Below are 25,553 nucleotides of genomic sequence, written 5' to 3'. Positions count from 1 at the left end.
CCTAAAAAAGGATAAAGTAGAGCAAAGGTCGCAGTAGGGAGGTACCTCTCGTGCAAGGTGATGGGAAAAATCGTTTGACGGTGGACATCTTTGGCCAACAATACCGGCTCAGTGGCAAGGCAAGTGTCAATCACATACGCATGGTGGCCGGTTTCGTTGATGACAAGATGAACGAAATCGCAAACGGCAACCATCGACTGGATACTGCCAAAATTGCCGTACTTTCTGCAGTCAATATCGCGGATGAATACTTCCGCTTACGTCAGGAGTACGAAGAACTGCTGAAAATCATTCAGGAAGAGGCAAAGGCTAAACCGATAGATTAAGGAAAAGAGGGGCGGAATGCCTCTCTTTTCACGTTGTGGGTAAAAGGAGAAGAGCCACCCCGTCTTTGATGGGATGGCTCTTTGTCGCATTTTTCCTATGTCTCCTGCTTGTTCCCGGCATCTCCATTGCGCATATCCATATGGGTTTTGATCGGGATAAACAAGTCGATGATCCCGATCACCAAGGAAGCGAGAAGCGCCCCAAGAATCGTGACGCGGAAGCCAGAGACGATGAACTGAGTGAGATAAATCACGACGGCACTGACCAAGAAGCCGATAATACCACGATTGTACGGCGAAATTCGATCTCCGAAAATGGCTTCTACGGCCCAGCCAATCAGTGCGATGACAACGGCCGCGAACAGAGCTGTCCAAAAACTGCTAACCGAAAAGCCGGGGACCAGAAAGCCGACAAACATCAGGACTACGGCAGCGACGATAAAGCGGACGATATGGCGCATGATCGTCAAGTGTACTCCTCCTTTAGGGTTGTTTCACCTTTCATTCTCTCACGCAAAGTGTAGAACTATGCCAAACGAAAACGTGTAAAATTATCCTTCGCCGCTGGTGCCTGTCCGAAGCTATCCGTAGCCCAAGTTTTCTAAGCTCCGCTGCCATGTTATAATGGGGAGATCGTAATGATTGCCGGTATAGACCGTCGCTCCCGCCCGCACGGTACAACGGTCGCCGCTGGATAAAGAAGGAGGAGCACAGTGGAACAACGGGTTTTAAGGACGTTAGAATACGATAAAATAGTCGCCCTGTTGATTGACAAGGCATCTTGCACATATGGAAAAGAAAAAGCATCAGAGCTGATTCCTTTTTTACGCTTGGATGAAGTCATAACCGCTCAGCAAGGGACAGAACAAGCAGCAACCGTGTTACGCCTAAAAGGCAGCGTGCCTCTCGGTGGCATTCGCGATATCCGCGGTCCCGTACAGCGTGCCAGATTGAACGCCATGCTCGCCCCGATGGAATTGCTGGATATCGCCAGCACCGTTATGGCCGGACGCAGGCTCAAAACGTTTTTACTCGATATGTGTGAGGATCACGAGCTGCCATTATTGCAACAGCAGGCAGAGCGGATTGAGGGCCTGCGCGAGTTGGAAACCGAAATTCGCCGCTGTGTTGATGAAAATGGCGATATTTTGGATAGCGCGAGTCTTGAATTGCGTCAGGTACGTCAAGAGATCAGACAACTCGAGTCGCGCATTCGCGAAAAGCTCGATCAAATGACACGCTCGTCTACTTACCAAAAAATGCTGATGGAAAACATCGTTACGATTCGTGGCGATCGTTTCGTCATTCCGGTGAAGCAGGAGTATCGTTCTGTATTTGGCGGAATTGTTCACGATCAGTCGGCATCTGGGGCGACGCTCTTTATCGAGCCGGAAGTGATCGTCGAGATGAACAACAAGCTTCGCGAGCTTCGCCTGCGCGAGGAACGTGAAGTGGAGCGCATTCTGTATGTGTTGACGGAGCAGGTGTCCTTTGCGGTAGAAGCTTTGATCGAGAACACAGAAGCGCTGACAGAGCTCGATTTCATGTTTGCCAAGGCTCAGCTTGCCTGGAGCATGAAGGCAATCTGTCCACGCATCAATGATCGCGGATACGTAAACATGCGAAAAGCGCGTCATCCACTCATTCCACGAGAAGTTGTCGTTCCTGTAGATGTGGAGCTAGGTGGAGAGTATCAGGCGATTGTTGTGACAGGCCCGAATACAGGCGGAAAAACCGTTTCCCTCAAAACAATCGGACTGCTGTCCTTGATGACCATGGCAGGCTTGCATATTCCGGCAGAGGAAGAGAGCGAGATGACCGTATTCTCCTCCGTTTTTGCCGATATCGGGGATGAGCAATCCATCGAGCAGAGCCTGTCTACATTCTCAAGCCATATGACCAATATTATTCAAATCTTGGCGAAAATGGATGACAAGAGCTTGGTACTGTTTGACGAGCTAGGGGCAGGAACAGACCCGACAGAGGGTGCTGCTCTGGCCATGTCCATTATCGACCATGTGATTGATTCCGGTGCGAGATTGGTCGCAACGACACACTACAGTGAATTGAAGGCGTATGCCTACGATAGACCCGAGGTCATCAACGCCAGCGTAGAATTTGACGTACAGACGCTACGTCCTACTTATCGCTTGCTCATCGGGGTGCCTGGTCGATCTAACGCGTTTGCCATCGCAAGACGTCTGGGATTGCCGGAACACATCATTGATGTAGCGCGCGGCTCGATCAGTGAGGAAGACAATCAGGTCGAGAGCATGATCGCTTCGTTGGAGCGTAATCGCAAGTCGGCGGAAGCAGACAGGTTGGCGGCAAAAGCGGCACGCGAGGAATCGGAAGAGCTGCGTAGACAGCTGGAAGAAGAGCGCGCCCAATTTGCTGAAGAGAAAAACAAACGAATGGAGCGAGCAGAAGACGAAGCGCGAATTGCGGTCCAACTCGCAAAAGAAGAAGCGGAAACAATCATTCGCGAGCTGCGCGAGATGATGGCAGAAGGCATGGAAATCAAGGAGCATCGTCTCATCGATGCGAAGAAGCGCTTGGGCAATGCCGTCCTTGAGCTGGAGAAGGAAAAGGTGAAGAAGCCTGCGAAAGCCGTTCGTGCCACACAGATCAAGGTGGGCGACGAGGTAATGGTGACGAGCTTCGGACAAAAAGGAACCGTGCTGGAAAAAGTAAACAATGAAGAATTCCTCGTGCAGATCGGGATCATGAAAATGAAGGTGAAGCGCGATGATATGCATGTACAAAACTCCATCCAGCAAAAACCGCAAGCGGCTCCGTACACCTCTGTGAAGCGTCGCAGTGACAATATCAAGATGGATCTTGACCTGCGTGGCTACAACGTTGAGGACAGCATTCGGGAAATCGATCAGTTCTTAGATGATGCGCTGTTGGCAGGCTTGCACTCGGTCTCCATTATTCACGGACACGGGACAGGGGTACTGCGCAAAGGCGTGCACGAGTATTTGAGAAGTCATCGTAATGTAAAATCCTTCCGCTTAGGTGGTCAAGGAGAAGGCGGCGTAGGTGCTACCATTGCCGAATTGAAATAAGAGGTCGGGAGGGACATATGGAAAGCCTTCTACACAATCCATATTTTGCAACTGCAGCTTATTTTACTGTGTCTGGACTGGCGATGGTGTTATTCTTAGCCATTTTTGAACTGGTAACGCGTTATCGTGTTTGGGAAGAATTGAAGCGCGGGAACATGGCAGTAGCAATGGCAACAGGCGGGAAAATTTTTGGGATCGCGAACATTTTCCGTTATTCCATTCAGGCGCATTTTTCTTTGGGAGAAGCGTTGATTTGGGCGACATTCGGATTTTTCCTGTTGTTGTCTGCGTACTTCATTTTTGAATTCATGACCCCTACCTTTAATGTCGATCAGGAAATTGCAAAAGATAACAGGGCTATTGGTTTTATGGCGATGGTCCTGTCCATCGGATTTTCGTATATCATAGGGGCATCCTTGCCTCGTTAGACGGGTTGAACGATATTTCAAACGAGAGTATAATTTGATTTGGCGAAAGAGTACCAAACTATTCTGCCCAATCAAAGTCCTTTTTACGAAAAAGAGGACAAGCCAAGATTGTATGGGGGAGGAACAGCCTTGGAAACGTTGTACAAGGTCCTCATCGGATTGTGTGTGCTTTTTATCGCTGCAGGTGTTTACTACCTGTCCTAAAAATATGCGCAAGTTGGCCGCCTGACTTCTTCTACAGTCATACGGACCTTACTTGGAGAATGTGAAAGAGGAGATACGCAATGACTCAACCTGTACGCGTAGCTGTTGTGGGATTGGGGTTTGTAGGCTTGCCGTTGGCGCTTACCTATGCCATGAAAGGAGCAAACGTCATCGGTATTGACGCCTTACCGCATGTCGTCGATGAGATCAATGCGGCACATTCCCATCACCTGGAGTCCTATCAGGGAAAAACGTTGCCAGAGATCCTCAAAGAGCAGATTGAAGCAAAACGTTTCCGTGCAACGACCTCCTACGAGGAAGCTGCTGCGGAAGTCCATAACTATATTGTAACAGTCGGATTGCCGGTTCATAACGGTGATCCTGATCTTGGACCGCTGAAAAGCTGTGCACAATCGCTCGGTCGCGTACTGAAAAAAGGCGATACCATCATGATCCGCAGCACCGTCGTACCAGGAACGACAGAAGACGTGATTCTGCCGATTTTGGAGGAAACAAGTGGTCTTGTTGCTGGTGTTGATTTCTTCCTGACATACTGCTCGGAGCGAATTGCAGAGGGTCGTGCTTTTGAAGAGTTCATCCATATGCCGCTCGTTCTGGGTGGCATCAATGAACAAAGCGCTGAAAAAGGAAAAGAGTTGCTGTCCTTCATCAGCGAGACGGACATCACGATCTCGGATATCCGCGTAGTCGAGACAGCAAAAGTCATCGAGAACATCCAGCGTGATGTGAACATTGCGATGGTACAGGAATTTGCTCGTTTCTCTGAGGCATTCGGCATCGATACATTCGAGCTGATCAAGGTTGCCAATACACACACGCGTGTAAACATGTTATCGCCAGGACCGGGTGTAGGCGGCTTCTGCTTGCCGAATGCGCTGTACTACTTGCAGCCTAAGGCACGTGAATTGGAAGTAAACCTCCCGATTCTGCAACTGGCCCGCAACACGAATGATGCAGTACCTGAAGTGTTGATTAGCATGCTCGAGCAAGCCCTGAAGAATAACGGCAAGACATTGGCAGGAAGTCGCGTAGCTGTATTGGGGATGGCGATGAAAGACTTTTCCAATGACGACCGCGTAAGCCCTGTCCACGACCTGATCAAGCAGCTCATAGTAAAAGGAGTAGACGTTCGTTCCTACGATCCAGCTGTTCCGACTGTGTATGATCACAAGGTTGACAGTTTTGAGAAAGCAGTGAATGGAGCAGATGCGTTGTTCCTGACTGCTGTGCAAAAGGAATTTGCTGAGGCGGATTGGGCCAGTGTGGCTGAAAAGATGGCTGACGCGCCGATCCTCTTCGATACGAAGAACCGCATCCCGCGTGACCTTGTCAGCAAGGCGACTGTGGTGCGCATTTAATTCTTGAACAAGTACCATTGATTCATATGAGAAAACCTCTCTAAACGCACGTAGAAGCGTTTGGAGAGGTTTTTTTTCATAAAGTAGTGAACCATATTGAACGAGAGAGCCAATACAAGGTGTATACAATTTCAGGGGGCCCTCCGATGAATGATCAAATGTTAGAACTGTGGCTGGACCGTTTGCTTGATGGAGATCAAGAAGCTTTTGAGGTGGTCTACAGCATGACACGGACAAAAGTTTACGGGACCGTATCAGCCATGGTCACGAATAAAGAAGATGTTCACGATATTGTGAGCGAAGTTTACTATCAGCTATGGAGATCACTGCCTGGCTATGATCGCAAGCGTCCGTTTCTTTTCTGGGTGAATGGGATTGTCGTTAGACAGGTGAAGAACTGGCGTAGACAGATTTGGAGAAGATTCCGTCTGTTAGAACGAAAACAGAACTTGGAAGAAAAGCAACATGTCGAAACGCCAGATGAGCCAATGCTTGCGATGGAGTCTGCCACAGAGATGCAGCAAGCAATCCAAAAGCTGCCTTTCAAGCTGCGGATCGTGGTTATTTATCGGTATTACTACGATTACACATACGATCAGATTGCCGAACTGATGCAAATACCAGTGGGGACAGCAAAATCGAGAAATCATCTGGCATTAAAGCGAATCCGAGAGTCGTTTGACGTCGAGTGGAATGAGGAGGAGCTCCAAACATGTCTATCGAGAAAATCATAAAACAGTCACTCACCAAACAAATTGACGAGACCATGATTCCTGGTGAAGTAGACCATCGAGTCAGGCAGTCCTTTCAACGCTATCACGAAAAAAAGGAGACTATAACGATGAAGAAAAGATTAGTTATGATGGGATTGGTTGCTGCTATTGTACTGCCGACTGGCGTATATGCGGCTTTAAATGGAACTTCATATTTTGCAGACAAACCAAAAAACTTGAACAGTTTGGTGGATGAAGGGGTTAAGCGAGCAGCGGCAGAAGGGCTGTCTATTCCGATCGATCAAAAAATAACCGATCAAGGAATTACCATTCATTTTACGGAAGTGTATGCGGAAGAATCCAAAGTTCTGCTGCACTATCGAATCGAACAACAAAACGGAGAATTGGTGCCTTGCGAGTTCGATACGACAGGATTAGATGTGGTAGGCGAACAAAATGGCAATCCCGTGTACCAGGATAAAGGCGTGGAAGGTACGAGTGTCCTAAACTTTATCGGGACCAGCAAAGAGGATCATTTGCCTTTCTACTTAACTGACGAGTCCGGTAAGGAAGTAGAGGTGGGAATAGCGGATCACGATAAGCCAGAGGGCGTTCTGGCCTTCCTCGCGAGTGGGTTCGAGCTACCACAGCCACTCACCTTGAATGTCGATGTGAACCGGATCGGCAAAACAAAGGGCAATTGGAAGGGACAAATTGTTGTTGACCAGAGCAAAGCAAAAGAAGCCACAAAGGCTGCGAAATAGGAGAAAAAAGCTAGATCACGTATAATAAGCCTCGTAAATGGCAATAGTAACCGAGGTAAGACAATATTTCAAATGTCATGTAAGGGTTACATGCTAGGAGGCAAAAAATGGAACGTGGAAGAGTAAAGTGGTTTAACAGTGAAAAAGGTTTCGGTTTTATCGAGCGTGATGGTGGAGATGACGTATTCGTTCATTTCTCTGCTATTCAGGGCGAAGGGTACAAATCCTTGGACGAAGGGCAAGAGGTTGAGTTTGACGTAGAAAACGGTCAACGCGGTCCTCAAGCGACGAACGTTCGGAGACTATAAAAGCTGAAACGACAAGCAGACTCAGGTGATGGGTCTGCTTTTTTATTTGGATTAGGAGTAGCTGCACTTCTTTCTCAGTGGCTTTGGCTTTGTAAAAACAAATAAAAAATGAAAAAAGATGCGAAAAAACAGAAATAGAGAACGGAAGAACTGATTTTTAGTCTTCCGTTCTCTCCTCACCTGTTTAGAAAAACTCTGCACCCGACGCCAGGTTCAGCATAGCCCGCATCGTTTTGTACATATCCTGCGGATTGGCTGCATTGTAATAAACCATGTTTGTAGCTGTTTCATAGCGTGTGCCCGGGACAATTGCGGCCATCTCGGCTTGTCCTGCATGGGAGAATTCCATCGCCAGCTCTACAGGTACAGCTGTACGGAATGGCTGGATGTTGTTCCGATTGCGCAAGGCATTGGCCGTCTTGCGCTTCAGTTCAGCGGTCGCTTCTTCACGCGAGAGACAGATAGCAGCTGTGCGGGATACAGCTTCCTTCACGATCGCTGTCTGAATACCTGGAATCAGTTCCTGGGCTTCGACGGCGATGAGATTATCACCAGACACCATGACAACAGGAACGTTGTGCATGCCTGCAATCGCGGCGTTAAAGCCGAACTCACCCACGACTTGTCCGTTGATATACATATTGTGAACCACACCGGACATCGTATGGCTGAGCACGCCAGGAATCCCTTGGCGGGTATGATAGCCGATAAACATCGCTGCATCAAAGCTCTCATCGAGTCCCTGCATCATGGATGAATCGCGTGGAGAACCTGCCAACAGTCTCGCTTTAGGATGGAGCTTTTCCCAGAGAATGTTGTTCATCGTGTTGTGACTGTCTGCTACAACAATTTCCGTTACGCCAGACTCAAGTGCAGCTTCAATAACCGCATTGGCATCGTCCGTCATAAACTGGCGGCCACGCTGATAGTTAACCCCCGAATCCGGGTTAATATAGCTCGTATCCACAATGCCTGAAATACCTTCCATGTCTACCGAAAGAAATAGTTTCATCTCATTTTCACCCTTTCTGTCTGGTACAGCTTGCTATACAAAATAGTTCCAATTCATATGTAACCAGATTGATCATGAGTAGGCAACCACAAAAACAGATTCTTCAAACAAATCATATGAAAAAAGCACGATGCCCGCTGTTCGCGTTTCACCGTGCTTTTCGTCATTTCAGTAACGTGCGATAAAGAGCAACAATTTGTTCGGTCATGAGTTGAATGGTAAAAGTGGATTCTACTTTATTCAGAGCGTGTTGCACCATGGTCTCACGCAACTGTGGTGAAGTCCATAACCGTTCCATTGCTTGCGCCAACAAAGCGGGATTTCCCGGTTCGACGATCAGCCCCGTCTCGCCATCGAAAACAAACTCTTTCACGCCGCCGACATTGCTTGCTACGACAGGAACCTCCGAAGCCATTGCCTCGATGATCGTATAGCCTAGCCCTTCGTACAGAGAAGAGTGGACAAAGCCATCTAAGGCATGCAAGCACGCAGGAATATCTTGCCGAAATCCTGCAAAGCGAACACGCGATTCTAGGCCCAATTCTTTCACCTTGGCTTCGAGCGCAGCACGTTCAGAGCCGTCTCCGATCAACACGAGATAAGGGACCTCATTCTTGTCCGCCACAAGCGTATGAAAAGCATCGAGCAGAATCGGGAGACCTTTTACGGGAACAAAGCGAGCTGCTGTCCCGAATAAAAAGGCGTCCTCTGGTATGTTCCATTCCGCACGCAGTCGATTGCGGTCATTCTCCCGTAAATGGTTTTGCCGATAAGGCTTCATGTCCATTCCGTTATAAATCACGCTAATGTCAGACGAGCGAACACCCTGCCCCCGCAAAATATCGGCAATCGCACCACTGATCGCGATATAATGACGGTTCCAATGTCTCGTGCTCATTTCCATCATGCTGACAATGGCATAGGCCAAGGAGCTTGTATAATCATAACGGAGTGAGCTGTGAACAGTGGTCAGTAAAGGCACCTTCATACCGCGAGCTGCCAGTCGGGAAAAGAAATTGGCTTTAATCCCATGCGTATGGATAATCGCTGGTTGGAATGTGGAAAAGGCATTCCGCAGAGCCTGCAGCAATCGTAAGTCAAAACGTCCGAATTGATTCAGTGTAATGACTTGGATGCCTGATTCCCGCAATTTACTCGCGAAGAGAGAATCATAGAAGCATACGACTGCGACATCTACTTCGTCGACTGGAAAAGTAGTGACCAAATTGAGAATATGTTGTTCAGCACCGCCAAATTCCCCCCCGCCAATCACGTGGAGGACTCGTAATTTGCTCATCTGAATTCACCCGAATCGTAATTAAAAAACAACCTCTACCGAGGTATGTACATGGAGGCACGACCCAATACAGGTGGTGTGCCGAAAATGAAGGATAATTTGTAAACAAAGCCATTCTCACTATAGCAGATGCCTGCTAGATTCGCAATAAGACAGCACTTATGGTATCGTTGATGATGGAAAATTGAAATGGAGAAGGACGGTTACGTAAATGAATACGCACAATGTGTTGATCATATGCTACATATTTCCTCCAATTGGTGGAGGCGGCGTGCCAAGACCGTTGAAAATGGCCAAATATTTAGGGGAGTTTGGCTGGAATGTCCATGTGCTGACAGTAGATCCTGCTTATCATGCGACGCTCGATCCATCCCTTTTGGCACAGCTGCCGAGTGATGTCACCATTCACCGTGCGAAGGAATGGCAGCTGCTGCCGAATCGAGGGGGACAAGCCGCATCAGCAAGTGCCAATACAACGTCCACACCATCACAGCCTTCGTTCAAAGCGAAGGTAAAAAAACAGATCGTCAATGTGCTGAAAAAAGTAAAGCCATACTTATTGATTCCAGATGACCAAATCCTGTGGATGCCGAATGCGCTCAAGCTGGGGCGGGAAATTATGCGCCGTGAAAAGATCGACGTGATTTTTTCTACATCGGGACCGGTTACGAACCATTTGATTGCGAAAAAGCTTTCCCGTGAGTTTGGCTGCAAATGGGTAGCGGATTTCCGTGATCCGTGGACGCAAAATATGCACACCTCTGGCATCGAATGGCGAGAGCGTATGGAAGAGCGAATGGAGGAGGCCGTGATGTCCCAAGCGGATGCGATCACGACCGTTACCGCGACCTTCGCCTATAATTTTCGCGAGAAGCACCAGGACCGCATCAAGCGGATGGAGCTGATCTACAATGGGTTTGATCAGGCTGATTTTCAAGGGTTGGCCCCTAGCCATGCTGCTCCGGACAAATTTCATGCGGTGTACGCAGGTATTTTGTATCAAAAGCGCAACCCACGCCTACTCCTGCAAGCCATCCGGGAACTCATCGATGAAAAAGCAGTAGACCGAAATGATCTCTTACTCAGCTTTGCAGGGGTGTTCGATTATCCAGGTTATTCCGAAAATCGCGACTGTGTAGAAGCATTGGGGCTGGGGGACATCGTTCGCGTGTTGGGGAACCTGCCGCATAAAGAAGCACTCGGACTGATGAAAGGTGCGAATGCCCTGTTGCTGATCGGGGATGTGTCTGCTGACGCTGGAGCGTATATTCCGGGTAAGCTCTACGAATATATGGGGATCGGCAACCCGATTCTTGCTCTGAATAAAAGAGGCGAAGCGACAGAGATTATTGAAGATTTCTGTCTCGGACAAGTAGCCGATCCAGAGCAAAAAGACGAGATCAAGCAAGCGTACCTGAAGCTGTATCAGGAGTGGCAAGCGCAAGGACAAACGGGTAGCGAGAAACGCGGAGCGGATTTTGCAGAACGTGTGAAACCGTACGAACGTCGTGAACAGGCGAAGCAACTGGCGAACGTGATGGATGAACTGGTAAAAAAATAGGACAGCATAGCCCCGGAGCCAATGAAGGCTGCGGGGTTTTCTTCATGACAGACATACTTCTTCTGCTTCAAAATAAAAGGACCTGACGATAATCGCCAGGCCCTGATTCGTACCGATTAGTCTGCTACCACGCAAATGTAGCAGGCTTTTTTAGTACAGCAAATATTTTTCTACTTCTTCCGGTTCTTTGATGTGAATGCCACCCGTATCGCCGTATTTAAACAGGTTGAACATCACTTGCTGGTCCATCGTTCCGGCTTCAGGCAGCGGCAGAATGATCCACGTCTCGTACTGGTGGATCAGACGGTCTTCCTTGCCGAACCAAATCGTTGTTTTGATCGTGGATTCCTTCAAGATGTGATCAAGATCAGGGCGTTCTCCCAATTGCTTTTTCAATGGTTCAAACAGTGGGCTTTGGCTATTTTTCAGCCATTCTGCTCCTGTCATTTTCAATTGGAACGGAACGCTGACGACGCCAATTACTTTTTCCTCAGGCAATTGGACGGCCTTGTCCATGAAAGGCAGCCAGTCCTCGAAGCCTTTCAATACATCAAACGCCAGCGGCTCATCCGGAGCGGTTACAAACTGCTCGTTTGCCTTGATGTAGCGTTTGTCGTGTATGCGATAGTACGAATAGGGTTGGGCTGCGATGCGTGCATCGACATTGTAGCCTTTCCCGTTAATGACGGCACCATTGAACATACTCGTCGTGGTACGTGACAAGATGGTGTTTTTCACATGGCCCTTGTACCAGTAGGTCTGTGCCTCTTTATCCGTCTTGCCTTTTTCCAGGGCTGTTTTCAGCCACTCCGCACCTGACTCGGTTTGGACCGTGGTTGTCTGATCCGGCTTTTGGTCAAAATTGGTAGTGGCAAAAGCTTTCGTTCCTGATTCATACGTGCAGCCACCGAGCAGGGAGGCTGTGCAGATGGCAGCGAGTAATGCCCATGCTTTCGTCGCTTTACGCATGGCGAAACCTCCTTACGACTCCGTATCCCAAGAGTCCCACGAATATCGCGATCGTGAGTCCGAATACCGGAATGTTGTGCTGCTTAAACACGAGAATGCGATGCGTATTGTACATGTTGGCTACGATTTCGTTTTGCTTGTCGCCATCGATGTCGCCGATTTGAACATTGATCAGTGGCAAGTAAATACGCCAGTTTTGTTTCAAACCTTCAGGTGTGTAGTCATAGCCAGACAAATAGCGGGAATCCGTTGTGCTTACCCAGCTCTTAGCCTTTGCTACGATCTCAGGCTTGTCGCTGTTACCGAGCGTAGCGAAGTTGGAGAAGCGGAAGCTCTTGTCGCGGTCACCGCTTGCCCACAATATTTCCCACGTACCATCTGGTTTTGGTTTCAAGATGTACGAAGGCTTGCCTGCTACGAGCAGCTCGTCGACCTTGTCGTTGTCGATATCGGCAGGAATGAACTCGCCAGTTGCCAATTCAGCTTCTTTGCGAGTCAAGGTATAGGCTTCCGTCAGTGTGCCATCAGAATCGACAGTCAGTACACTCAGATGTTCACCCATGACAATGAGTCCTTCTCGTCCATCTGGGAGCATCATGGTGGTCAACAGCTTGGTGGATTTGGTCATCCCGCCAAAAGGCTTGCCGTCGTAGTTTCCTGTCAGCATACCATCCTTGATGTGTAGATCCGTGTACTTGGAACCCAACGTTTGTCGCACGTCCATACTGCCTTCGTTTTCTGCCAGTTGATTTGCGATGTTTTCCATATCAAGCATCAACGCACGATATGGTGCCGTTCCGATTTGCATCATGCCTTCCGCATACGGTTGGCGTTGTACATTCGGTACCAATTGACCGTCTTTCATCGTGTAATACGGGAAGCCCGGGTAGTCGGTTGGCAATTTTTCCTTGATGATCTCCATGGTATCTGCCGGAATTTGATCATTCGGCATCCGCACCATTTGGCCGTCTTTCCAGGTCAGGACGTAAAGAGAAACAGGTTCAGCCTGCAAATGGCGCAGCTTCTCCGCCATTGCTTTTTTCTCTTCTTCCGTCTCTGGCTTTTCAATTTCTTCAGGCAGTGGAAGCTCCTCGGCATTGCCGTACGTGATGATCTCCATGCTGCCATCGCCATTGACGTCGTGCAGTGTGAGCGGGAAGTAATCCACCCAATCTCCGTTGTACAGACGGTCAGATTCGTATTTCACAGTAAAGTGACTGAGTGCAGTCAATGTATCTCGGTTGAACGTGACATTCGCCAAGAGGGCGATCAAAACTAATGAGCCGACTGCACGCCAATTGAGACGCCCGTACCATTTCACGAGAAGGGCAATCACGATGATGGCGATCGCTCCTCCGATCAACAGAGCAGCGGTCGTTTTCACATCGACACGTGTCAATGCCCGATCCAGGAGCAAGAAGCCGATGGTAAACACAAGCACTTGACGACGTTCCGACGGATGGACCACGAAGTAGCAAAATGCTAGCAGTGGCAGGAAAATGAGTACAGCAATCCACGTTAAATCAAGGAAAGCTGGTTTCACGAGCAAATGGTAAATCAGAAACAGGGCAATGGCGTACAGCGCCCAGCTTATCGTTTCGAGAATAGGATTCCGGCGCATGCCCTCACCACCTTTTATTTTGTGTCTGGTCGACGAATAATGCGCACAGGAAGCCGCCAAACAGCCAGAAATAGAGGGCCATGAACGGCACCTCGAAAATGTTTTCCACGAGGTTATGGGTAGCTACGGCTATTAATCCGCCCAATAGGCCGAGTATCGCAAAAAAGTGCGGCGAGCCTTGGAGGTTGCGGATAAGCCCAGCTCCGTATTTGAACATGGTGATCACGGTTCCGATTAACAGGATGATCCCGATCAAACCGTATTCCGCTAGACTTTTGAAGAAATAGCTGTCTGAATAAATCGTTCCGAAATGGCGAGTAGCAACCGCTCCGCCATGATGGCCGAGCCCAACACCGAACAATGGCTCGATACGCATTTTGTCATAGGCTTCGCCCCAGCGACCAATACGCCCGCCTTGGCTGCTAGATTCGAAGTATTCAGGTGTAAACAGCGTGAAAATGCGATCTTTTACTTTTCCGACAAGCGGAACAGAATCAGGAACGAAGAACAGGGCTACAATCCCGATAATCCCTGCGATCACCAAGTATCCTGCGACTCGTTTGTTCCATATGTAGAAGCAAACAAATGCAGCAAAGGCAAGGGCAAACCAAGAACCGCGGGAACTTGTTAACAGCATGGCGAGCAAAGTCGTCAGCGCAACGATGGCCCAAATCCATTTTTGCTTGCGATCCTTCGCTGTCATGAATAGACCAGCGGCAATCGGTGTAATCAACGCCATATAGCTGCCCAATACGTTCGGGCTCGTTACGAAGGAGAATGCACGCGTGGTAACTGCTTCCCCTTCCTGCACCCAAGATTCAGGTGTTTTGACGCCTACGATGACTTGCAAGACACCATACAGTGCCGCTATGAAACCAACCAACACAAGTCCCTTCATGAACTTGTCTAGGTCTTCCATCGACTTCAATAAATAGAAGCCCATGAAAAAGGCGAGGATGTACTGGTAGACGGAACGGAATCCTTCTACGCTCGCTTCCCAGTTCGCCATGTCTGTCACCATGATGGCAATTCCGAGGACGAAAAGGGCTCCAAGCCAATGTTTGATTCCAGGCATCGTTCTGTTTGATTGCAAAAAGGCTCCAAACGTAAACAGCATCAGAACGATGAGCAGTCCTTCATCCCACAGAGAAGATATGACTGGAATCGGTAAAATCTGTCGCAAGACGTAATCGATTACTGGATAGGCCAACAGCAAATACAACCACGTAGTTGATTGGCTTCCCCACTTCAACACGGTTTCTCTCATTTTTATTGTAGTCCTCCTACAGGTAGGGATTAACCTACCTATTATAATGAATCTGACAACCCAGTAGCAAGCCGGGGGAAAGAGGTTGGTAGGAAAGGTAGAAATAAGATATGATAACTAGGTAGTTTGAGCGTTAGAACCAAGCCTGGAACGTAGGGTTTCGAATAGGGATAGGAGAAAAGTGGACATGAGTTTGTTAAAAATCGCTTCCATGATTGTCGTGCTGACTCTCGTTGGAAGGCTTCTAGGCTTTTTTCGCAGTGTGTATGTATCGAGCTTGTACGGTACTGGGATGGAGGCAGATGCGTTTAATATCGCGGCAACGATCCCGCTGACGCTGTTCTTGGTCATACCGGGAGCGGTCAATGCTGTACTGATTCCGACGATGCGCGGCATGATGGAAAAAGGAGAGCGGACGACTGATTTGTATCAGAAGATGCTCACGATCATTTTGGGCGTATTCGTTGCTCTCTCTGTCTTAGGAGTTGTCTTTTCTTACGAGCTTGCTGGGATGTTTGGACTGACAGGTGAGAAGCTGGAACTCACGGCTACCATGCTGCAATGGATGTGGCCATCAGCTATTTTCATCGGGTTAACCGGATTGTGGTCGAGTATTTGCAATGCTCACCAGCATTTCTTTACACCGACGCTTGGCACGGTAGTCAATGGAGCTTTGGTGATTGTCAGCATGTATGTGCTCGTTCCGATGTATGGTCCCATTGGATTGGCGATGGCTACGACAATCGGTTATTTGGCGGCACTGTTGCCGATTCTCCCGACTTTGCGCGGATTCGGCTACCAGCACCGCTTCTCATTTTTTTGGCGTGAGGACGCTTCTCTCAAGGGCATGGGCGAGCGCGTCATTCCGATTTTGATTGGTGCGGTTGTAGCCCAGGCCACTACCTTTTTGGAGCGCGGCTTCGCAGAAGGACTCGGAACGGGTGTCGTTTCCGCTCTCGCCAATGCGAACCAGATCATGCAATTGCCTCTGGCTATTTTTGTCGGGGCGTTTACGTTGCCGTTATTCCCACTGTTGGCTAGTCATGTCAAGCGGGGGGAAATGACGGAGATGAAGCAAATCCTGCAAAAAGGACTTGCCTATCTCCTCATTTTGCTGCTGCCCGTGACGGTTGGACTTGCGCTATATGCAGAGCCTATCATCCGACTAGCTTTTGAGCGCGGAGCGTTCGATGAGCATTCTGTCGCTTTGACAGCGTGGGCACTGCCGTTTTATGGCGTAGGACTTTTCTTTTTAGCGTCGAGAGACTTGCTGACTCGCGCCTTTTATGCACTGGAAAACACGAAGACACCCGTTATGATCGGGGCGATCGGGATCGTTGTGTATGCCCTTGCCAACTGGTTGTTCATTCCACTGCTTGGTCATGGCGGAATTGCCCTAGCTAATGCAGTTTCGGCTATCAGTCAAGCACTCCTGCTGTTTGTTTTGCTATGGAGGGCGGTAGGCAGCCCTGTACGGGCGAATTTCCTTATGACTGCCGGGAAAACCATTTTGGGCTGCGCAGTCATGGCCGGTGCTATTTTACTCATCGATCCATGGTTATCCGTATGGCCTGTCTGGCTGTACTTGCCGTTAGGAATTATCGGTGCAGCGCTTTTATATCTCGTGGTGCTCATTTTGGTTCGCGAGCCACTCGTATCAGAGCTACTGCAAAAAGTACGCAAGCGGTCTACTCCAGCGGGAGGGCGCTCGTAAGCGGGAATTCCCGAATTGCATAACGAGACTTACCCGAGCTTGCGGGGGGAATGGTCTCCACGTAAGAAACTTGGATGCTTACTTGACCTAACGCCGAGCGAATTCCTGCCAAAAGCTTTGCTTCATCGGCAGGTAAAAAATGTTCAGGCTCCTTCACCAGTCTCAGGCTTAGTCGCTCTGGCTCATGCTGGACGATCTGGAAGGTGCGGAAGCTGTCCATATTGCGCACGATGTGATTAAAATAATGTCCGTGCACGTACCGTCCATTTAGCGCTAGGAACATGTCGTCTTCTCTGCCGTCGATCGAAGCAAGAAGTGGAAAAGGGAGATTGCATGAGCAGGCTGAATCAGAAAGCGCGACGACATCTCCTATTTGGTAGCGCAGGCGAGGCATGACGGTATTGTGCAGGTCTGTGACAAGCAGTGCTCCTGGGTGCCCTTTGTAGACGGGAATATGCGTAATTGGATCGACGACCTCCAAATAACAGTTCCCAGAAAAGGCATGCATGCTTCCAGACTTGCATTGGTAGGCGATGATTCCGCCGTCACGGGCGCCGTATTCATTCACAACAGGCGCATCAAAAGCCTGGGCAATCGTTTGTCGCTGGTGTTCGTGCAGGCTTTCTGCTGTAGAGACTACGGCTTTGAGCGGGATTCCTAGTGTCATGCCGCGTCGTAGCATCATCGTGGCGAGCGCATGAAGTGCGGAAGTGTACCCGTATAAATAGGCTGGTTGGAAATCCCGGATGAGGCGCAGGTTTGCTTCCAAATGTCTTTCGTCCAGTTCATAGGCAGAAATCATCATGCGGTTTTTCAACCAGCGCTCCTTCCAGCGGTAGCGGCGAGCTTGCTGGGCGTTTAATTCGAGAGGAGAGCCCCAGATCATTACACATGGGTCACCTATGCGAATGCCGTACCAGGATAACCCCAACCAGCGCGCAGCTTCATATCGCTCGACAGTTGGACGATCGAGATAAAAATGGGTAGGTTCACCTGTGGAGCCTCCCGTACGATTTGCAATGAGGCTTTTGGTTTGTAGTCCTTGGCTCATATATTGATCAGCGTTTTGCCGAAAGTGTGCTTTGGTCAGAACAGGAATACGCTGCAAAAAACGTTCAGGCATCTCGCGCATTTTGCTCCAGTCTGGGGCGAGGGCAGTGTAGGCTGGTACGTTTTGTATCGCATGATCGAGTAGCTTCACCAGCTTTTCTCGCTGCTGCACGTTAAGCGTTTCGGCAGATAGATGCTCGGCTGCTTGCAATTCTTTCATGTAAGGACGAATGCGATTTCCTTTCAAAGCCTCCATTAACGGCCACTGTACATGGCGGATCAAAAATCCGGTTGTGGGCATAATATCCCCTCCTACTCACAGATCACACAGGCAGACCGCAAGCGGTCACATTCTGTCTAATGAAAAACGTCGAGACGTTTTTCACAAAAATCAATGGAATCTGTTTTTTACCAGTATTGCTGCGAAATTCCATCGATATACCTGTTTGCTGGAAGAGGGAAATGATAGTAGGATAGAGAGTGGGTTCATGTCGATTGGTACTGCCCCACGGGTATCCAGTCAAAGAGACGAATAAAGGAGTTACCCATGTTGAAAAAAAGTCATTTTCTCGCGGGAGCATTGATCTTAGCCATAGCGGGGATTTTGTCAAAAGTTATCGGGATGTTTTATCGGATTCCGCTTCAGGAGATAGTGGGCGACAGAGGTCTCGGACTCTATCAGGAAGTATATCCTCTCTACCTGACCTTCCTCATATTGGCGACAGCAGGTGTGCCAGTAGCGTTGTCGAGGGTGATTGCAGAGGCATTGGCTGAAGGGAAACAAGGCTCTATTGGACAAATTTTGGCCCGTAGCATGGTCATGATGGGCGGGATCGGACTTGTCTTGTTTGCGCTCCTGTACGCCAGCTCTCCACTGATCGCAAAGCTCATGGGGAATCCGCATTTGATTGAGCCGATTCGGGCGATTTCCATGTCGCTGCTGTTCGTTCCCTTGATTGCGGTTATTCGCGGCTTTTTCTACGGCCATCAAAAAATGTTGTTTGTCGGGCTCTCGCAAATCGTAGAGCAGACGTTGCGTGTCGTATTTATTTTGGTAGCTTCCCTGTATCTCGTGTCACTCGGTGAAGATACGGACACCGTGATTACCGGAGTCAACTTCGGTACGATGATCAGTACATTTTTAAGTCTCGGGTTTCTAGCGTTGCTCATGTGGCTCCACAATCGGAAAAATTCCGTATTTAGCGGGGCAGAGTGGGGGCGTCTTACTTGGTGGTATGATCGTGCCTTCTTCGCCTCGATGTGGCGAATTGCCTGGCCGATTTGTATCAGCGCCTTGGTTATCCCGATTTTCAGCCTGACGGATTCCTTCCTGGCGATTAACATCTTCCGCTACATTTGGAACGTGGATGGATTGACGGCGGATACGTGGTTTGGCATTTACAGCAGGGGAGGACCACTTCTGCAAATGGCGAGCTTGTTCGGATCGTCGATTGCCCTCTCGATCGTGCCTGCCATTGCCGAAGCGATCAGACAAAAGGATCAGGAACGGATTACGACCTTGACCAAACTCTCGCTGCGCTTTGCTTGGTTAATCGGTCTACCTGCCGGTCTTGGACTGACAGCTGTAGCTGAAGGGGCGAATCTGGCGTTGTATGGTGATATGGAAGGCACGCGTGCAATGGCGATTTTAGGCATCACAGCGATTCCGCTTTCCTTGTTGCTTGCTACAAATGGTATTTTGCAAGGAATCGGTAAAGAAAAAATCCCTGCGCGTCATCTGCTGTATGGTGTCATTGTAAAAGTACTGGCGACACTCGTGTTTACCTCGATGTTCGGTATGGACGGCTTGTCCCTGTCATGGCTGGTTGCGACTGCATTTGTCTGCGTACTGAATATGCGCGTCATCAACCGTTATGTATCGATTCCGATTAACTGGCGCTTTGATACCGTTTATCCGTTACTGGTGGCTAACCTCATGCTGATTCTGGCTTGGGGAGCGACAGAGGCAGTTGATTTCCTGTTCAGGGGAAGAGAACCAGTGCGCATTTTGGGAGCGATAGAGACCGTCGCTGGAGTCGGTGTAGGACTCGTTGTTTACCTGGGACTGCTGATCCTCATTCCACTCATTGAGGATAAGGAGCTGGACTGGCTGCCCGGAGGAAACAAGCTGCGCGCCTTTATCCAATTTATTCGGAAGAAGCAGGCTTCCTCGTTAAAGTCCAATACAAATAACGACTAATAGAATCGAAAAACCCCTTTCTCCAAAAACGGAGGAAGGGGTTTTATGTGATCTTACTTATTTTGCTTTTTGATAAACACATACAACCATTTTTACGAAAAATTCACGGGTAGCAGATAATTTCGCCAAGGACTGCAACTGATTGCGCAACGGAATCTCTCGCTGGTAAACTGCAGGCTGCACCACGCCTTGTTGAATTTTTCGAAACCGTTTGATCGTCATGCGATTAATGTACGAGATCGTATCTCTGCCATCAGGAAGCTTGTCGAATCGAAAAGCAATCCGGTCAGAACCGTCTGGCAAGTCACGGACTAGCTTTTTATAGGCATCAATCAAGGCTTGCTCCGAGAAGAGAGCATGCACCCAAGGAATGCCGATCGCATCTGACAAATGGGCACCGAATGGATGATAATACGGCGGAAAATTGATGTAGAGATGCCCGCCAGGCTTCAATACCCGAAAGCATTCCTCCAGCGTCTTTTCCGGTTCGCCTACGTGCTCCATCGCGTCATTCATGATGATCGTATCGAACGTGTTGTCCGGGAAGTCCATTCTCGCGGCATCACCAGTCATGAAGGAGACAAGATGATCCAGCCCTTTTTTCTTCGCGAATTCATTTCCTTCCTCCGCATAGTGGGGGACGATATCGATGCCGATCATTTTTTTCGGGCCAAACGTGGCGTAATAGCAGGTTTTTCCCCCGCCGCCACAGCCGATGTCCAAAACGGTTTTGTCATGGAACATTTGCTCCTGTGAATGGAAGGGGAGGAAAAACTGAATGGTTTGATCCCCTTTTTGAAATTGCCATTCGGTATAGCTCATTTCCCCGTTGTTTGCCAGATTGAAAGGGTGAACGGGGAGAGGAAATAATCGATTTAAACCTAGTAACACTTGTGAAGAAAAGGACATGATGTCCTCCTTTCCAGGTCAGCCTTATTTTCGCAGCGCTTGCAGAACAAGTTCACTGCTTTTGGAAGCTTCGATTGCTAACAGATGGGAATGCTTCGTTACCACATCAATTTCGTGATCGAGGTTGTCCAGTTTTTCAGCGAGCAAGGTCAAAAGTGTAGTTTCATCGAGTTCAGTAATGTGACCAGCATTGGGCATTCCAGCGCGTTCGACGAATCGATCGATTTTCGGATCGTAGGAGATGCCGATAAAAGGGGTTCGCAGCATGCACGCAAGAATAAGGGAGTGAAGCCGCATTCCAACGACGTAGTTGCATTGCTTCAGTACCGACATAATGTCATGAAAAGTTACAGGCGCATCGAGAAGACGTGCTCCTGGTTGGCTCATCTGGTCCATGATTTCCTGGGACGGTGCCAAATCGCTAGGGACATGCATCGGCAGGAAGAGAACATTCCATCCGCGCATGATAAACCAATCGGCTGCTCGGGCTATCTTCTGTTTGAATGGTTGTTCCTGCTTCCAGTCCCGGACAGAGATGGCGACCAAAGGCTTGGAAGGATCATCAAACATACCATGGAGCAGCTCTTTTCCCCGTTGATCTGCAATATCGTCTGGGGATATCGTCAGAGCAGGGTCAGCTGTTATATAGATAGGGGCTTTTTTTACGCCGCAGGCTTTGAAGTCCTCTCCTGATTCGTAGTCGCGAACCGTGATAATGTTGACGTGATTGACCACGTGTTTAATCATCGTGCGACTGAGCGATTTGAGGATGGGGCCAAATCCTTGTGCGTAAAAGACCACGGGTTTACCTAAAAGCTTGGCAATGGTGACGATGCCCAAATAGTAGAGGACACTGCGCGGACTGGTTACATCCTGCATCAGTGTACCGCCGCCCATCACCAGCATGTCACTTCGCGAAAGCTCGCGGACGATGGTTCCAAAGCTCCAGCGGTTATAGGCTTCAATCCCGAACAGTTCCGCAGTCCGATCAGGCTGATTGGACAGAACGGCGAGAGAGATATTTGGTTGTTCCCGCTTAAGAGAGCTGATGATGCCGTACAGGACCACATCGTCTCCGGCATTATTAAAGCCGTAGTACCCGGAGATGAGAATTCGCGACATGGAGTGAACCTTCTTTCTATATCAAACGTACAGGAAAAATACATTCTCAAGTATAATCGAGTAAACAAGCGGAAGTAAAGCAACCACAGTAGAAAACTTCACGCCCCAATTGTTTCGACAGATACAGTGGGTGCAGCGCCGTTCGTAGGGTATAATGATGTTGTTCCGACTTACGAGAACATATAGAGGAAACCCATACCGAACATGCCGATGCCAAGAACGATGAGGGCAATCATGACGATGAACAGCCCCTTATTTTTGCGGCGACGGTAAAAAAATTCGTCAAACATGGTAAGCCTCCCTGCGGTTGTGATAGTCCATTCTACTATCATACCATGTTCTCTATCATCCTTGCCATCCACATATGAGTGAATAGATGTCCGCAAGAATAGGGGCGAATGACAGCAGAAGGGAAGGAGCATTTTTCATCATGGAAAGCATGTGGCTCAAATACACATTACTAGTGGAACCAGAGATTGAGGATTTGTTTGTGGCAGAGGTTTTGACCAGCTCCTACACGCTTGGCTGGATCGAACCGCAAATCGAAGTGCTGACAACGGAAAATGGATATGATTACGCAGAAAATACGGAAGGTCCACTTGTTGGCTATTTGTTTGAACCCCAGCATGATCGTGAAGAGGAGCATGTAGACCGCCTAAAGACCTACATTCAACGCTGGAATGGACAAGTCACGATAAAAGAAGTAGAACTCGTAGCAGAAGAAAATGAATCGTGGAAAGAGGAGTTCCGGGAAGTCAAGATAGGCGACTGGTGGGTGGCACCAACGTGGACGGACCCCGCAGCGTTGGAGTCGGCTCGGCATATCCTATGGATTGATCCAGGTGCAGCTTTCGGAACCGGCTATCATGGAACGACGCAGGACATTCTTTTGTTTTTGCAAGAAATGGATCTGGAGGGTAAGCAAGTCATTGATGTAGGAGCTGGCTCAGGAATTCTCTCTTTGTACTGTGCTTTGAATGGAGCGAAGCATCCTGTATGGGCTGTGGATATTAATCCGCAAAGCGAGTATCAGGTTCTCGTCAATGCGACGAATAACCACCTTCCTGACCACGCTGTACAAGTCGTGATTGGGGATGCGTGTGAGGACGCAGTTAAGTCCCAATTGCCTGACCAAGCTGATGTCATTCTGGTCAACATCGGAGGCGATGAAAATGTCGCGATGCTTCCGATGATTACGGAGCGAATGGCTCCTGAAGGAATTTTGATTCTCTCGGGAATTGTTGAATGGAATCGGGAAGCTGTCATTGCCACATTTGAACAGGCAGGCTTCCAAGTAGAGAAAGAAAGTCAACAAGACGAATGGGTCACCGTTGTATTGAAAAACATTGCTGGGAACCGCCCTGTAACTTCTGTGTGAGACAATAAAGAAAATAGGGTACTCAATGGAGGGGAAAATCAATGGAGCAGGTTGTCATTGCTGCTGCCGGACGTACGCCAATCGGTACGTTTGGTGGCGTCCTGAAAGATGTAAGCGCTCGCAAGCTGGGAGAAACCGTCATTCGTGGTGTCATGGCTAGATCTGGTCTGGAAGCTTCTCTGATCGATGAAGTCATTTTAGGGAATTGCATTCAGCGTACAGACGAACCAAACATAGCGCGGGTGGCAGCATTGGATGCGGGCTTGGGAAAAGAAGTGACGGGCTACACGATTCAACGTCAATGTGCATCCGGCATGCAAGCGATTGTGAGCGGCGCTTCCCAAATTCTTTTAGGCGACAGTGAAATCGTCTTGGCAGGGGGCGTAGAGAGCATGAGCAACGCCCCGTATGTCCTGAAAAATGCGCGCTGGGGCAAACGATTGACACATGGGGAAATGACCGACGCGATGTGGGATTTGTTAACAGACCCTCACCATCAAATCCTGATGGGCGAGACGGCAGAACGTCTGGTCGATCGTTATGGGATCACGCGCGAGGAGTCGGATGAGATTGCTTTGCGCAGTCAGCAAAATGCGATCCGAGCCATAGACAGCGGCTTGTTTGCCGAGGAAATCATCGGGGTCCCCATTAAAAAGCGCACCGAAGAAATCGTCGTAACGGAAGACGAATTCCCTCGCAGGGGAGTGACCTTGGAAAGTCTCGCGAAGCTAAGACCCAGTTTTCGTGACAATGGTACAGTGACGCCAGGCAATTCCTCCGGTCTCAACGATGGAGCGTCCGCAGCTGTTTTGATGAAAGAAGGCAAAGCGAGAGAGCTCGGGATCGAACCACTCGGCAGAATTGTCTCGTGGGCAGTAGCGGGGGTAGAGCCTGATTTGATGGGATATGGACCCGTTCCAGCAGTAAAGCGTGCATTGGCAAAAGCCGGTTTGACGCTCGCGGATATCGAACTGATCGAAGTAAATGAAGCCTTTGCCGCGCAATACCTCGCCGTGGAAAAACTTCTGGAGCTGCCACGGGAAATAACGAATGTGAACGGAAGCGGCATCGCGTTGGGTCACCCTGTCGGTTCTACTGGCTGCCGAATTGTCGTATCCTTGCTGCACGAAATGAAGCGACGACAGCTGAAACGAGGCATGGCTGCCCTTTGTGTTGGCGGAGGTATGGGTATGGCGATGGTTGTCGAACGCCCATAGGTTTAAACGAAGTCTCCCCTGTTAAAAATGGAAGCAAAGGGGGAAGCTTTGTCATGTTTATATGGTCTTTTTTCAAGCGACATGGAAAACAGATTGCGTTTCATACCTTATCCTGTTTGGCGATCGGGGCGTTGCTGCTGGTTGCCTACAGTGCCTATCAATATAAGCAAATGACAAATCAGTGGTATGCTCCGATTGATGGAGCCAAAGGGAGTGCAAAACAGGCAGCTGTTTCCCTTCCACCACGTGATCTTTTGACAGGAACAGAACCGTTGAAGCCTTTCGTCGCCCTGCTTCTTGGTGTGGATAGTCGAGACGGGGAAAGTGCACGTTCAGATACAATGATGCTTGCGGCGATTCATCCCGGGAAGCAATCCGTCTACCTTTTGGCGATTCCGCGTGACAGCTACATGGAGCTCCCGGGAAAAGGATACGACAAAGTGAACCATGCAATGGCTTTTGGTGGTCCAAAAATGGTGAAAGAGTCGCTGGAAAAATATTTACAAATAAAAATTGATCGGTATATCTCCGTAGATTTCGATGGCTTCCGTCAAATTGTAGACGAGCTGGGAGGCGTCACTGTCGATGTGAAGAAACGAATGAAGTACAGCGATCCGAGCGACGACACGTACATCGACATTCAACCAGGGCTACAGACTTTATCAGGTGAGCAGGCATTGGATTACGCCCGTTATCGAAAAAGTGATTTAGGCAAGGAAGACAGTGATTACATGCGGATTGACCGACAGCAGGAGATTCTCAAAGCATTAGCTTCAAAAGGCACCTCGCTTCAAGTGTATACGAAGGCATTTTCACTCATGGAAATACTGGGTCAGCATGTGAAAACGGACCTCACTGAGCAGGAAATCGCCTCTCTGTTATTGTCCTATGGCGATGGTACTCCGAACTCCATTCAAGCTGATACATTGGTCGGGCAGGATGAGCGCATTTGGCATAATGGAATCGTTGGCTGGTATCATCTCGTCCCTACATCTGAACGGGAAAGGGCACGACAGCAAATTGTCAAGGAAGTTACACCGTAA

The 25,553-nt window shown here is 49.0% G+C and carries 22 protein-coding genes; 13 read left to right on the top strand and 9 right to left on the bottom strand.

Annotated elements, in window-relative coordinates:
- The first annotated feature begins 50 nt into the window (after positions 1–50).
- On the top strand, positions 51–326 hold the full coding sequence (zapA, locus tag POF51_RS22830; RefSeq protein WP_007728510.1) for a cell division protein ZapA: 276 nt from the start codon (positions 51–53) through the stop codon (positions 324–326).
- Between the two features lie 95 nt (positions 327–421).
- Here zapA and POF51_RS22825 read toward each other — a convergent pair whose 3' ends face one another.
- Positions 422–796 (bottom strand): phage holin family protein, encoded by a 375-nt coding sequence (locus POF51_RS22825; protein ID WP_017251059.1) that lies wholly within the window; start codon positions 794–796, stop codon positions 422–424.
- A gap of 243 nt (positions 797–1,039) precedes the next feature.
- Here POF51_RS22825 and POF51_RS22820 point away from each other — a divergent pair, with 243 nt between their 5' ends.
- From POF51_RS22820 to POF51_RS22795, 6 genes are all read left to right on the top strand, one after another.
- The gene (locus POF51_RS22820; protein WP_017251060.1) at positions 1,040–3,397 is read left to right on the top strand and encodes an endonuclease MutS2; all 2,358 of its coding nucleotides are present in this window, start codon (positions 1,040–1,042) and stop codon (positions 3,395–3,397) included.
- A gap of 17 nt (positions 3,398–3,414) precedes the next feature.
- A complete protein-coding gene (locus POF51_RS22815) occupies positions 3,415–3,825 on the top strand; it encodes a DUF350 domain-containing protein (RefSeq protein WP_271756170.1) in 411 nt (136 codons plus the stop codon).
- 284 nt (positions 3,826–4,109) lie between these two features.
- Positions 4,110–5,408: a nucleotide sugar dehydrogenase gene (locus POF51_RS22810; protein WP_069845559.1), complete on the top strand. Its 1,299-nt coding sequence runs from the start codon at positions 4,110–4,112 to the stop codon at positions 5,406–5,408.
- A gap of 146 nt (positions 5,409–5,554) precedes the next feature.
- Complete coding sequence (locus tag POF51_RS22805; RefSeq protein ID WP_271756169.1) at positions 5,555–6,142, top strand: sigma-70 family RNA polymerase sigma factor; 588 nt, start codon at positions 5,555–5,557, stop codon at positions 6,140–6,142.
- Positions 6,121–6,885, top strand: coding sequence for a DUF4179 domain-containing protein (locus POF51_RS22800; protein WP_271756168.1), 765 nt, complete (start codon positions 6,121–6,123; stop codon positions 6,883–6,885). Before POF51_RS22805 ends, POF51_RS22800 begins: the two co-directional genes overlap by 22 nt.
- Before the next feature lie 107 nt (positions 6,886–6,992).
- Positions 6,993–7,193 (top strand): cold-shock protein, encoded by a 201-nt coding sequence (locus tag POF51_RS22795; protein WP_007728493.1) that lies wholly within the window; start codon positions 6,993–6,995, stop codon positions 7,191–7,193.
- Between the two features lie 184 nt (positions 7,194–7,377).
- Here POF51_RS22795 and POF51_RS22790 read toward each other — a convergent pair whose 3' ends face one another.
- Positions 7,378–8,205: a M55 family metallopeptidase gene (locus POF51_RS22790; RefSeq protein WP_069845556.1), complete on the bottom strand. Its 828-nt coding sequence runs from the start codon at positions 8,203–8,205 to the stop codon at positions 7,378–7,380.
- Positions 8,206–8,368: 163 nt separating this feature from the next.
- Positions 8,369–9,502: a glycosyltransferase gene (locus tag POF51_RS22785; protein WP_069845555.1), complete on the bottom strand. Its 1,134-nt coding sequence runs from the start codon at positions 9,500–9,502 to the stop codon at positions 8,369–8,371.
- 211 nt (positions 9,503–9,713) lie between these two features.
- Here POF51_RS22785 and POF51_RS22780 point away from each other — a divergent pair, with 211 nt between their 5' ends.
- Positions 9,714–11,063 (top strand): glycosyltransferase family 4 protein, encoded by a 1,350-nt coding sequence (locus POF51_RS22780; protein ID WP_069845554.1) that lies wholly within the window; start codon positions 9,714–9,716, stop codon positions 11,061–11,063.
- Between the two features lie 150 nt (positions 11,064–11,213).
- Here POF51_RS22780 and POF51_RS22775 read toward each other — a convergent pair whose 3' ends face one another.
- The 3 genes from POF51_RS22775 to POF51_RS22765 are packed head-to-tail and all read right to left on the bottom strand — an operon-like array spanning position 11,214 to position 14,920.
- Positions 11,214–12,032, bottom strand: coding sequence for a hypothetical protein (locus POF51_RS22775; RefSeq protein ID WP_069845553.1), 819 nt, complete (start codon positions 12,030–12,032; stop codon positions 11,214–11,216).
- Positions 12,025–13,653, bottom strand: coding sequence for a hypothetical protein (locus POF51_RS22770; protein ID WP_069845552.1), 1,629 nt, complete (start codon positions 13,651–13,653; stop codon positions 12,025–12,027). The genes POF51_RS22775 and POF51_RS22770 overlap by 8 nt, the downstream gene beginning before the upstream one ends.
- A gap of 4 nt (positions 13,654–13,657) precedes the next feature.
- A complete protein-coding gene (locus POF51_RS22765; RefSeq protein ID WP_069845551.1) occupies positions 13,658–14,920 on the bottom strand; it encodes an O-antigen ligase family protein in 1,263 nt (420 codons plus the stop codon).
- Between the two features lie 187 nt (positions 14,921–15,107).
- Here POF51_RS22765 and murJ point away from each other — a divergent pair, with 187 nt between their 5' ends.
- Positions 15,108–16,634, top strand: a complete 1,527-nt coding sequence (gene murJ / locus POF51_RS22760) for a murein biosynthesis integral membrane protein MurJ (RefSeq protein ID WP_271756167.1) — start codon at positions 15,108–15,110, stop codon at positions 16,632–16,634.
- Here the strand turns inward: murJ and POF51_RS22755 are convergent.
- Positions 16,609–17,985, bottom strand: coding sequence for a phenylacetate--CoA ligase family protein (locus tag POF51_RS22755; RefSeq protein ID WP_271756166.1), 1,377 nt, complete (start codon positions 17,983–17,985; stop codon positions 16,609–16,611). The genes murJ and POF51_RS22755 overlap by 26 nt on opposite strands.
- Before the next feature lie 246 nt (positions 17,986–18,231).
- Here POF51_RS22755 and POF51_RS22750 point away from each other — a divergent pair, with 246 nt between their 5' ends.
- On the top strand, positions 18,232–19,884 hold the full coding sequence (locus POF51_RS22750; RefSeq protein WP_017251074.1) for a putative polysaccharide biosynthesis protein: 1,653 nt from the start codon (positions 18,232–18,234) through the stop codon (positions 19,882–19,884).
- 57 nt (positions 19,885–19,941) lie between these two features.
- Here POF51_RS22750 and POF51_RS22745 read toward each other — a convergent pair whose 3' ends face one another.
- Together POF51_RS22745 and csaB are read right to left on the bottom strand one after the other, a co-directional pair.
- On the bottom strand, positions 19,942–20,793 hold the full coding sequence (locus tag POF51_RS22745) for a class I SAM-dependent methyltransferase (RefSeq protein ID WP_069845548.1): 852 nt from the start codon (positions 20,791–20,793) through the stop codon (positions 19,942–19,944).
- A 24-nt stretch (positions 20,794–20,817) separates the two neighbouring features.
- A complete protein-coding gene (gene csaB / locus POF51_RS22740) occupies positions 20,818–21,915 on the bottom strand; it encodes a polysaccharide pyruvyl transferase CsaB (RefSeq protein ID WP_069845547.1) in 1,098 nt (365 codons plus the stop codon).
- A 430-nt stretch (positions 21,916–22,345) separates the two neighbouring features.
- On the opposite strand from csaB, the gene POF51_RS22735 reads away from it, so the two are divergent.
- Genes POF51_RS22735 through POF51_RS22725 form a run of 3 tightly spaced genes read left to right on the top strand, consistent with a single transcriptional unit; the run spans position 22,346 to position 25,553 of the window.
- Positions 22,346–23,293: a 50S ribosomal protein L11 methyltransferase gene (locus POF51_RS22735; RefSeq protein WP_069845546.1), complete on the top strand. Its 948-nt coding sequence runs from the start codon at positions 22,346–22,348 to the stop codon at positions 23,291–23,293.
- 41 nt (positions 23,294–23,334) lie between these two features.
- Positions 23,335–24,510 carry an acetyl-CoA C-acetyltransferase gene (locus POF51_RS22730; protein ID WP_069845545.1) on the top strand — a complete coding sequence of 392 codons (1,176 nt, stop codon included), beginning with the start codon at positions 23,335–23,337 and terminating at the stop codon, positions 24,508–24,510.
- A 53-nt stretch (positions 24,511–24,563) separates the two neighbouring features.
- Complete coding sequence (locus tag POF51_RS22725) at positions 24,564–25,553, top strand: LCP family protein (RefSeq protein WP_069845544.1); 990 nt, start codon at positions 24,564–24,566, stop codon at positions 25,551–25,553.

Origin of the sequence: Brevibacillus sp. AG, assembly GCF_028369215.1 — a bacterium.
Classification (GTDB): Bacteria; Bacillota; Bacilli; order Brevibacillales; family Brevibacillaceae; genus Brevibacillus; species Brevibacillus porteri.
The sequence above is the reverse complement of the archived record's forward strand: the minus strand, read 5'-3'. Positions and strand labels throughout refer to the sequence as shown.

Bases quoted from the DNA above. Each gene is read 5' to 3' on its own strand.
- POF51_RS22735 (WP_069845546.1), top strand. From the start codon at position 22,346: ATGGAAAGCATGTGGCTCAAATACACATTACTAGTGGAACCAGAGATT.
- POF51_RS22750 (WP_017251074.1), top strand. From the start codon at position 18,232: ATGTTGAAAAAAAGTCATTTTCTCGCGGGAGCATTGATCTTAGCCATA.
- POF51_RS22800 (WP_271756168.1), top strand. From the start codon at position 6,121: ATGTCTATCGAGAAAATCATAAAACAGTCACTCACCAAACAAATTGAC.
- POF51_RS22770 (WP_069845552.1), bottom strand. From the start codon at position 13,653: ATGCGCCGGAATCCTATTCTCGAAACGATAAGCTGGGCGCTGTACGCC.
- POF51_RS22755 (WP_271756166.1), bottom strand. From the start codon at position 17,985: ATGCCCACAACCGGATTTTTGATCCGCCATGTACAGTGGCCGTTAATG.
- POF51_RS22730 (WP_069845545.1), top strand. From the start codon at position 23,335: ATGGAGCAGGTTGTCATTGCTGCTGCCGGACGTACGCCAATCGGTACG.
- csaB (WP_069845547.1), bottom strand. From the start codon at position 21,915: ATGTCGCGAATTCTCATCTCCGGGTACTACGGCTTTAATAATGCCGGA.
- POF51_RS22785 (WP_069845555.1), bottom strand. From the start codon at position 9,502: ATGAGCAAATTACGAGTCCTCCACGTGATTGGCGGGGGGGAATTTGGC.
- POF51_RS22790 (WP_069845556.1), bottom strand. From the start codon at position 8,205: ATGAAACTATTTCTTTCGGTAGACATGGAAGGTATTTCAGGCATTGTG.
- POF51_RS22765 (WP_069845551.1), bottom strand. From the start codon at position 14,920: ATGAGAGAAACCGTGTTGAAGTGGGGAAGCCAATCAACTACGTGGTTG.
- murJ (WP_271756167.1), top strand. From the start codon at position 15,108: ATGAGTTTGTTAAAAATCGCTTCCATGATTGTCGTGCTGACTCTCGTT.
- POF51_RS22745 (WP_069845548.1), bottom strand. From the start codon at position 20,793: ATGTCCTTTTCTTCACAAGTGTTACTAGGTTTAAATCGATTATTTCCT.
- POF51_RS22725 (WP_069845544.1), top strand. From the start codon at position 24,564: ATGTTTATATGGTCTTTTTTCAAGCGACATGGAAAACAGATTGCGTTT.
- POF51_RS22795 (WP_007728493.1), top strand. From the start codon at position 6,993: ATGGAACGTGGAAGAGTAAAGTGGTTTAACAGTGAAAAAGGTTTCGGT.
- POF51_RS22780 (WP_069845554.1), top strand. From the start codon at position 9,714: ATGAATACGCACAATGTGTTGATCATATGCTACATATTTCCTCCAATT.
- POF51_RS22805 (WP_271756169.1), top strand. From the start codon at position 5,555: ATGAATGATCAAATGTTAGAACTGTGGCTGGACCGTTTGCTTGATGGA.
- POF51_RS22810 (WP_069845559.1), top strand. From the start codon at position 4,110: ATGACTCAACCTGTACGCGTAGCTGTTGTGGGATTGGGGTTTGTAGGC.
- POF51_RS22775 (WP_069845553.1), bottom strand. From the start codon at position 12,032: ATGCGTAAAGCGACGAAAGCATGGGCATTACTCGCTGCCATCTGCACA.
- POF51_RS22815 (WP_271756170.1), top strand. From the start codon at position 3,415: ATGGAAAGCCTTCTACACAATCCATATTTTGCAACTGCAGCTTATTTT.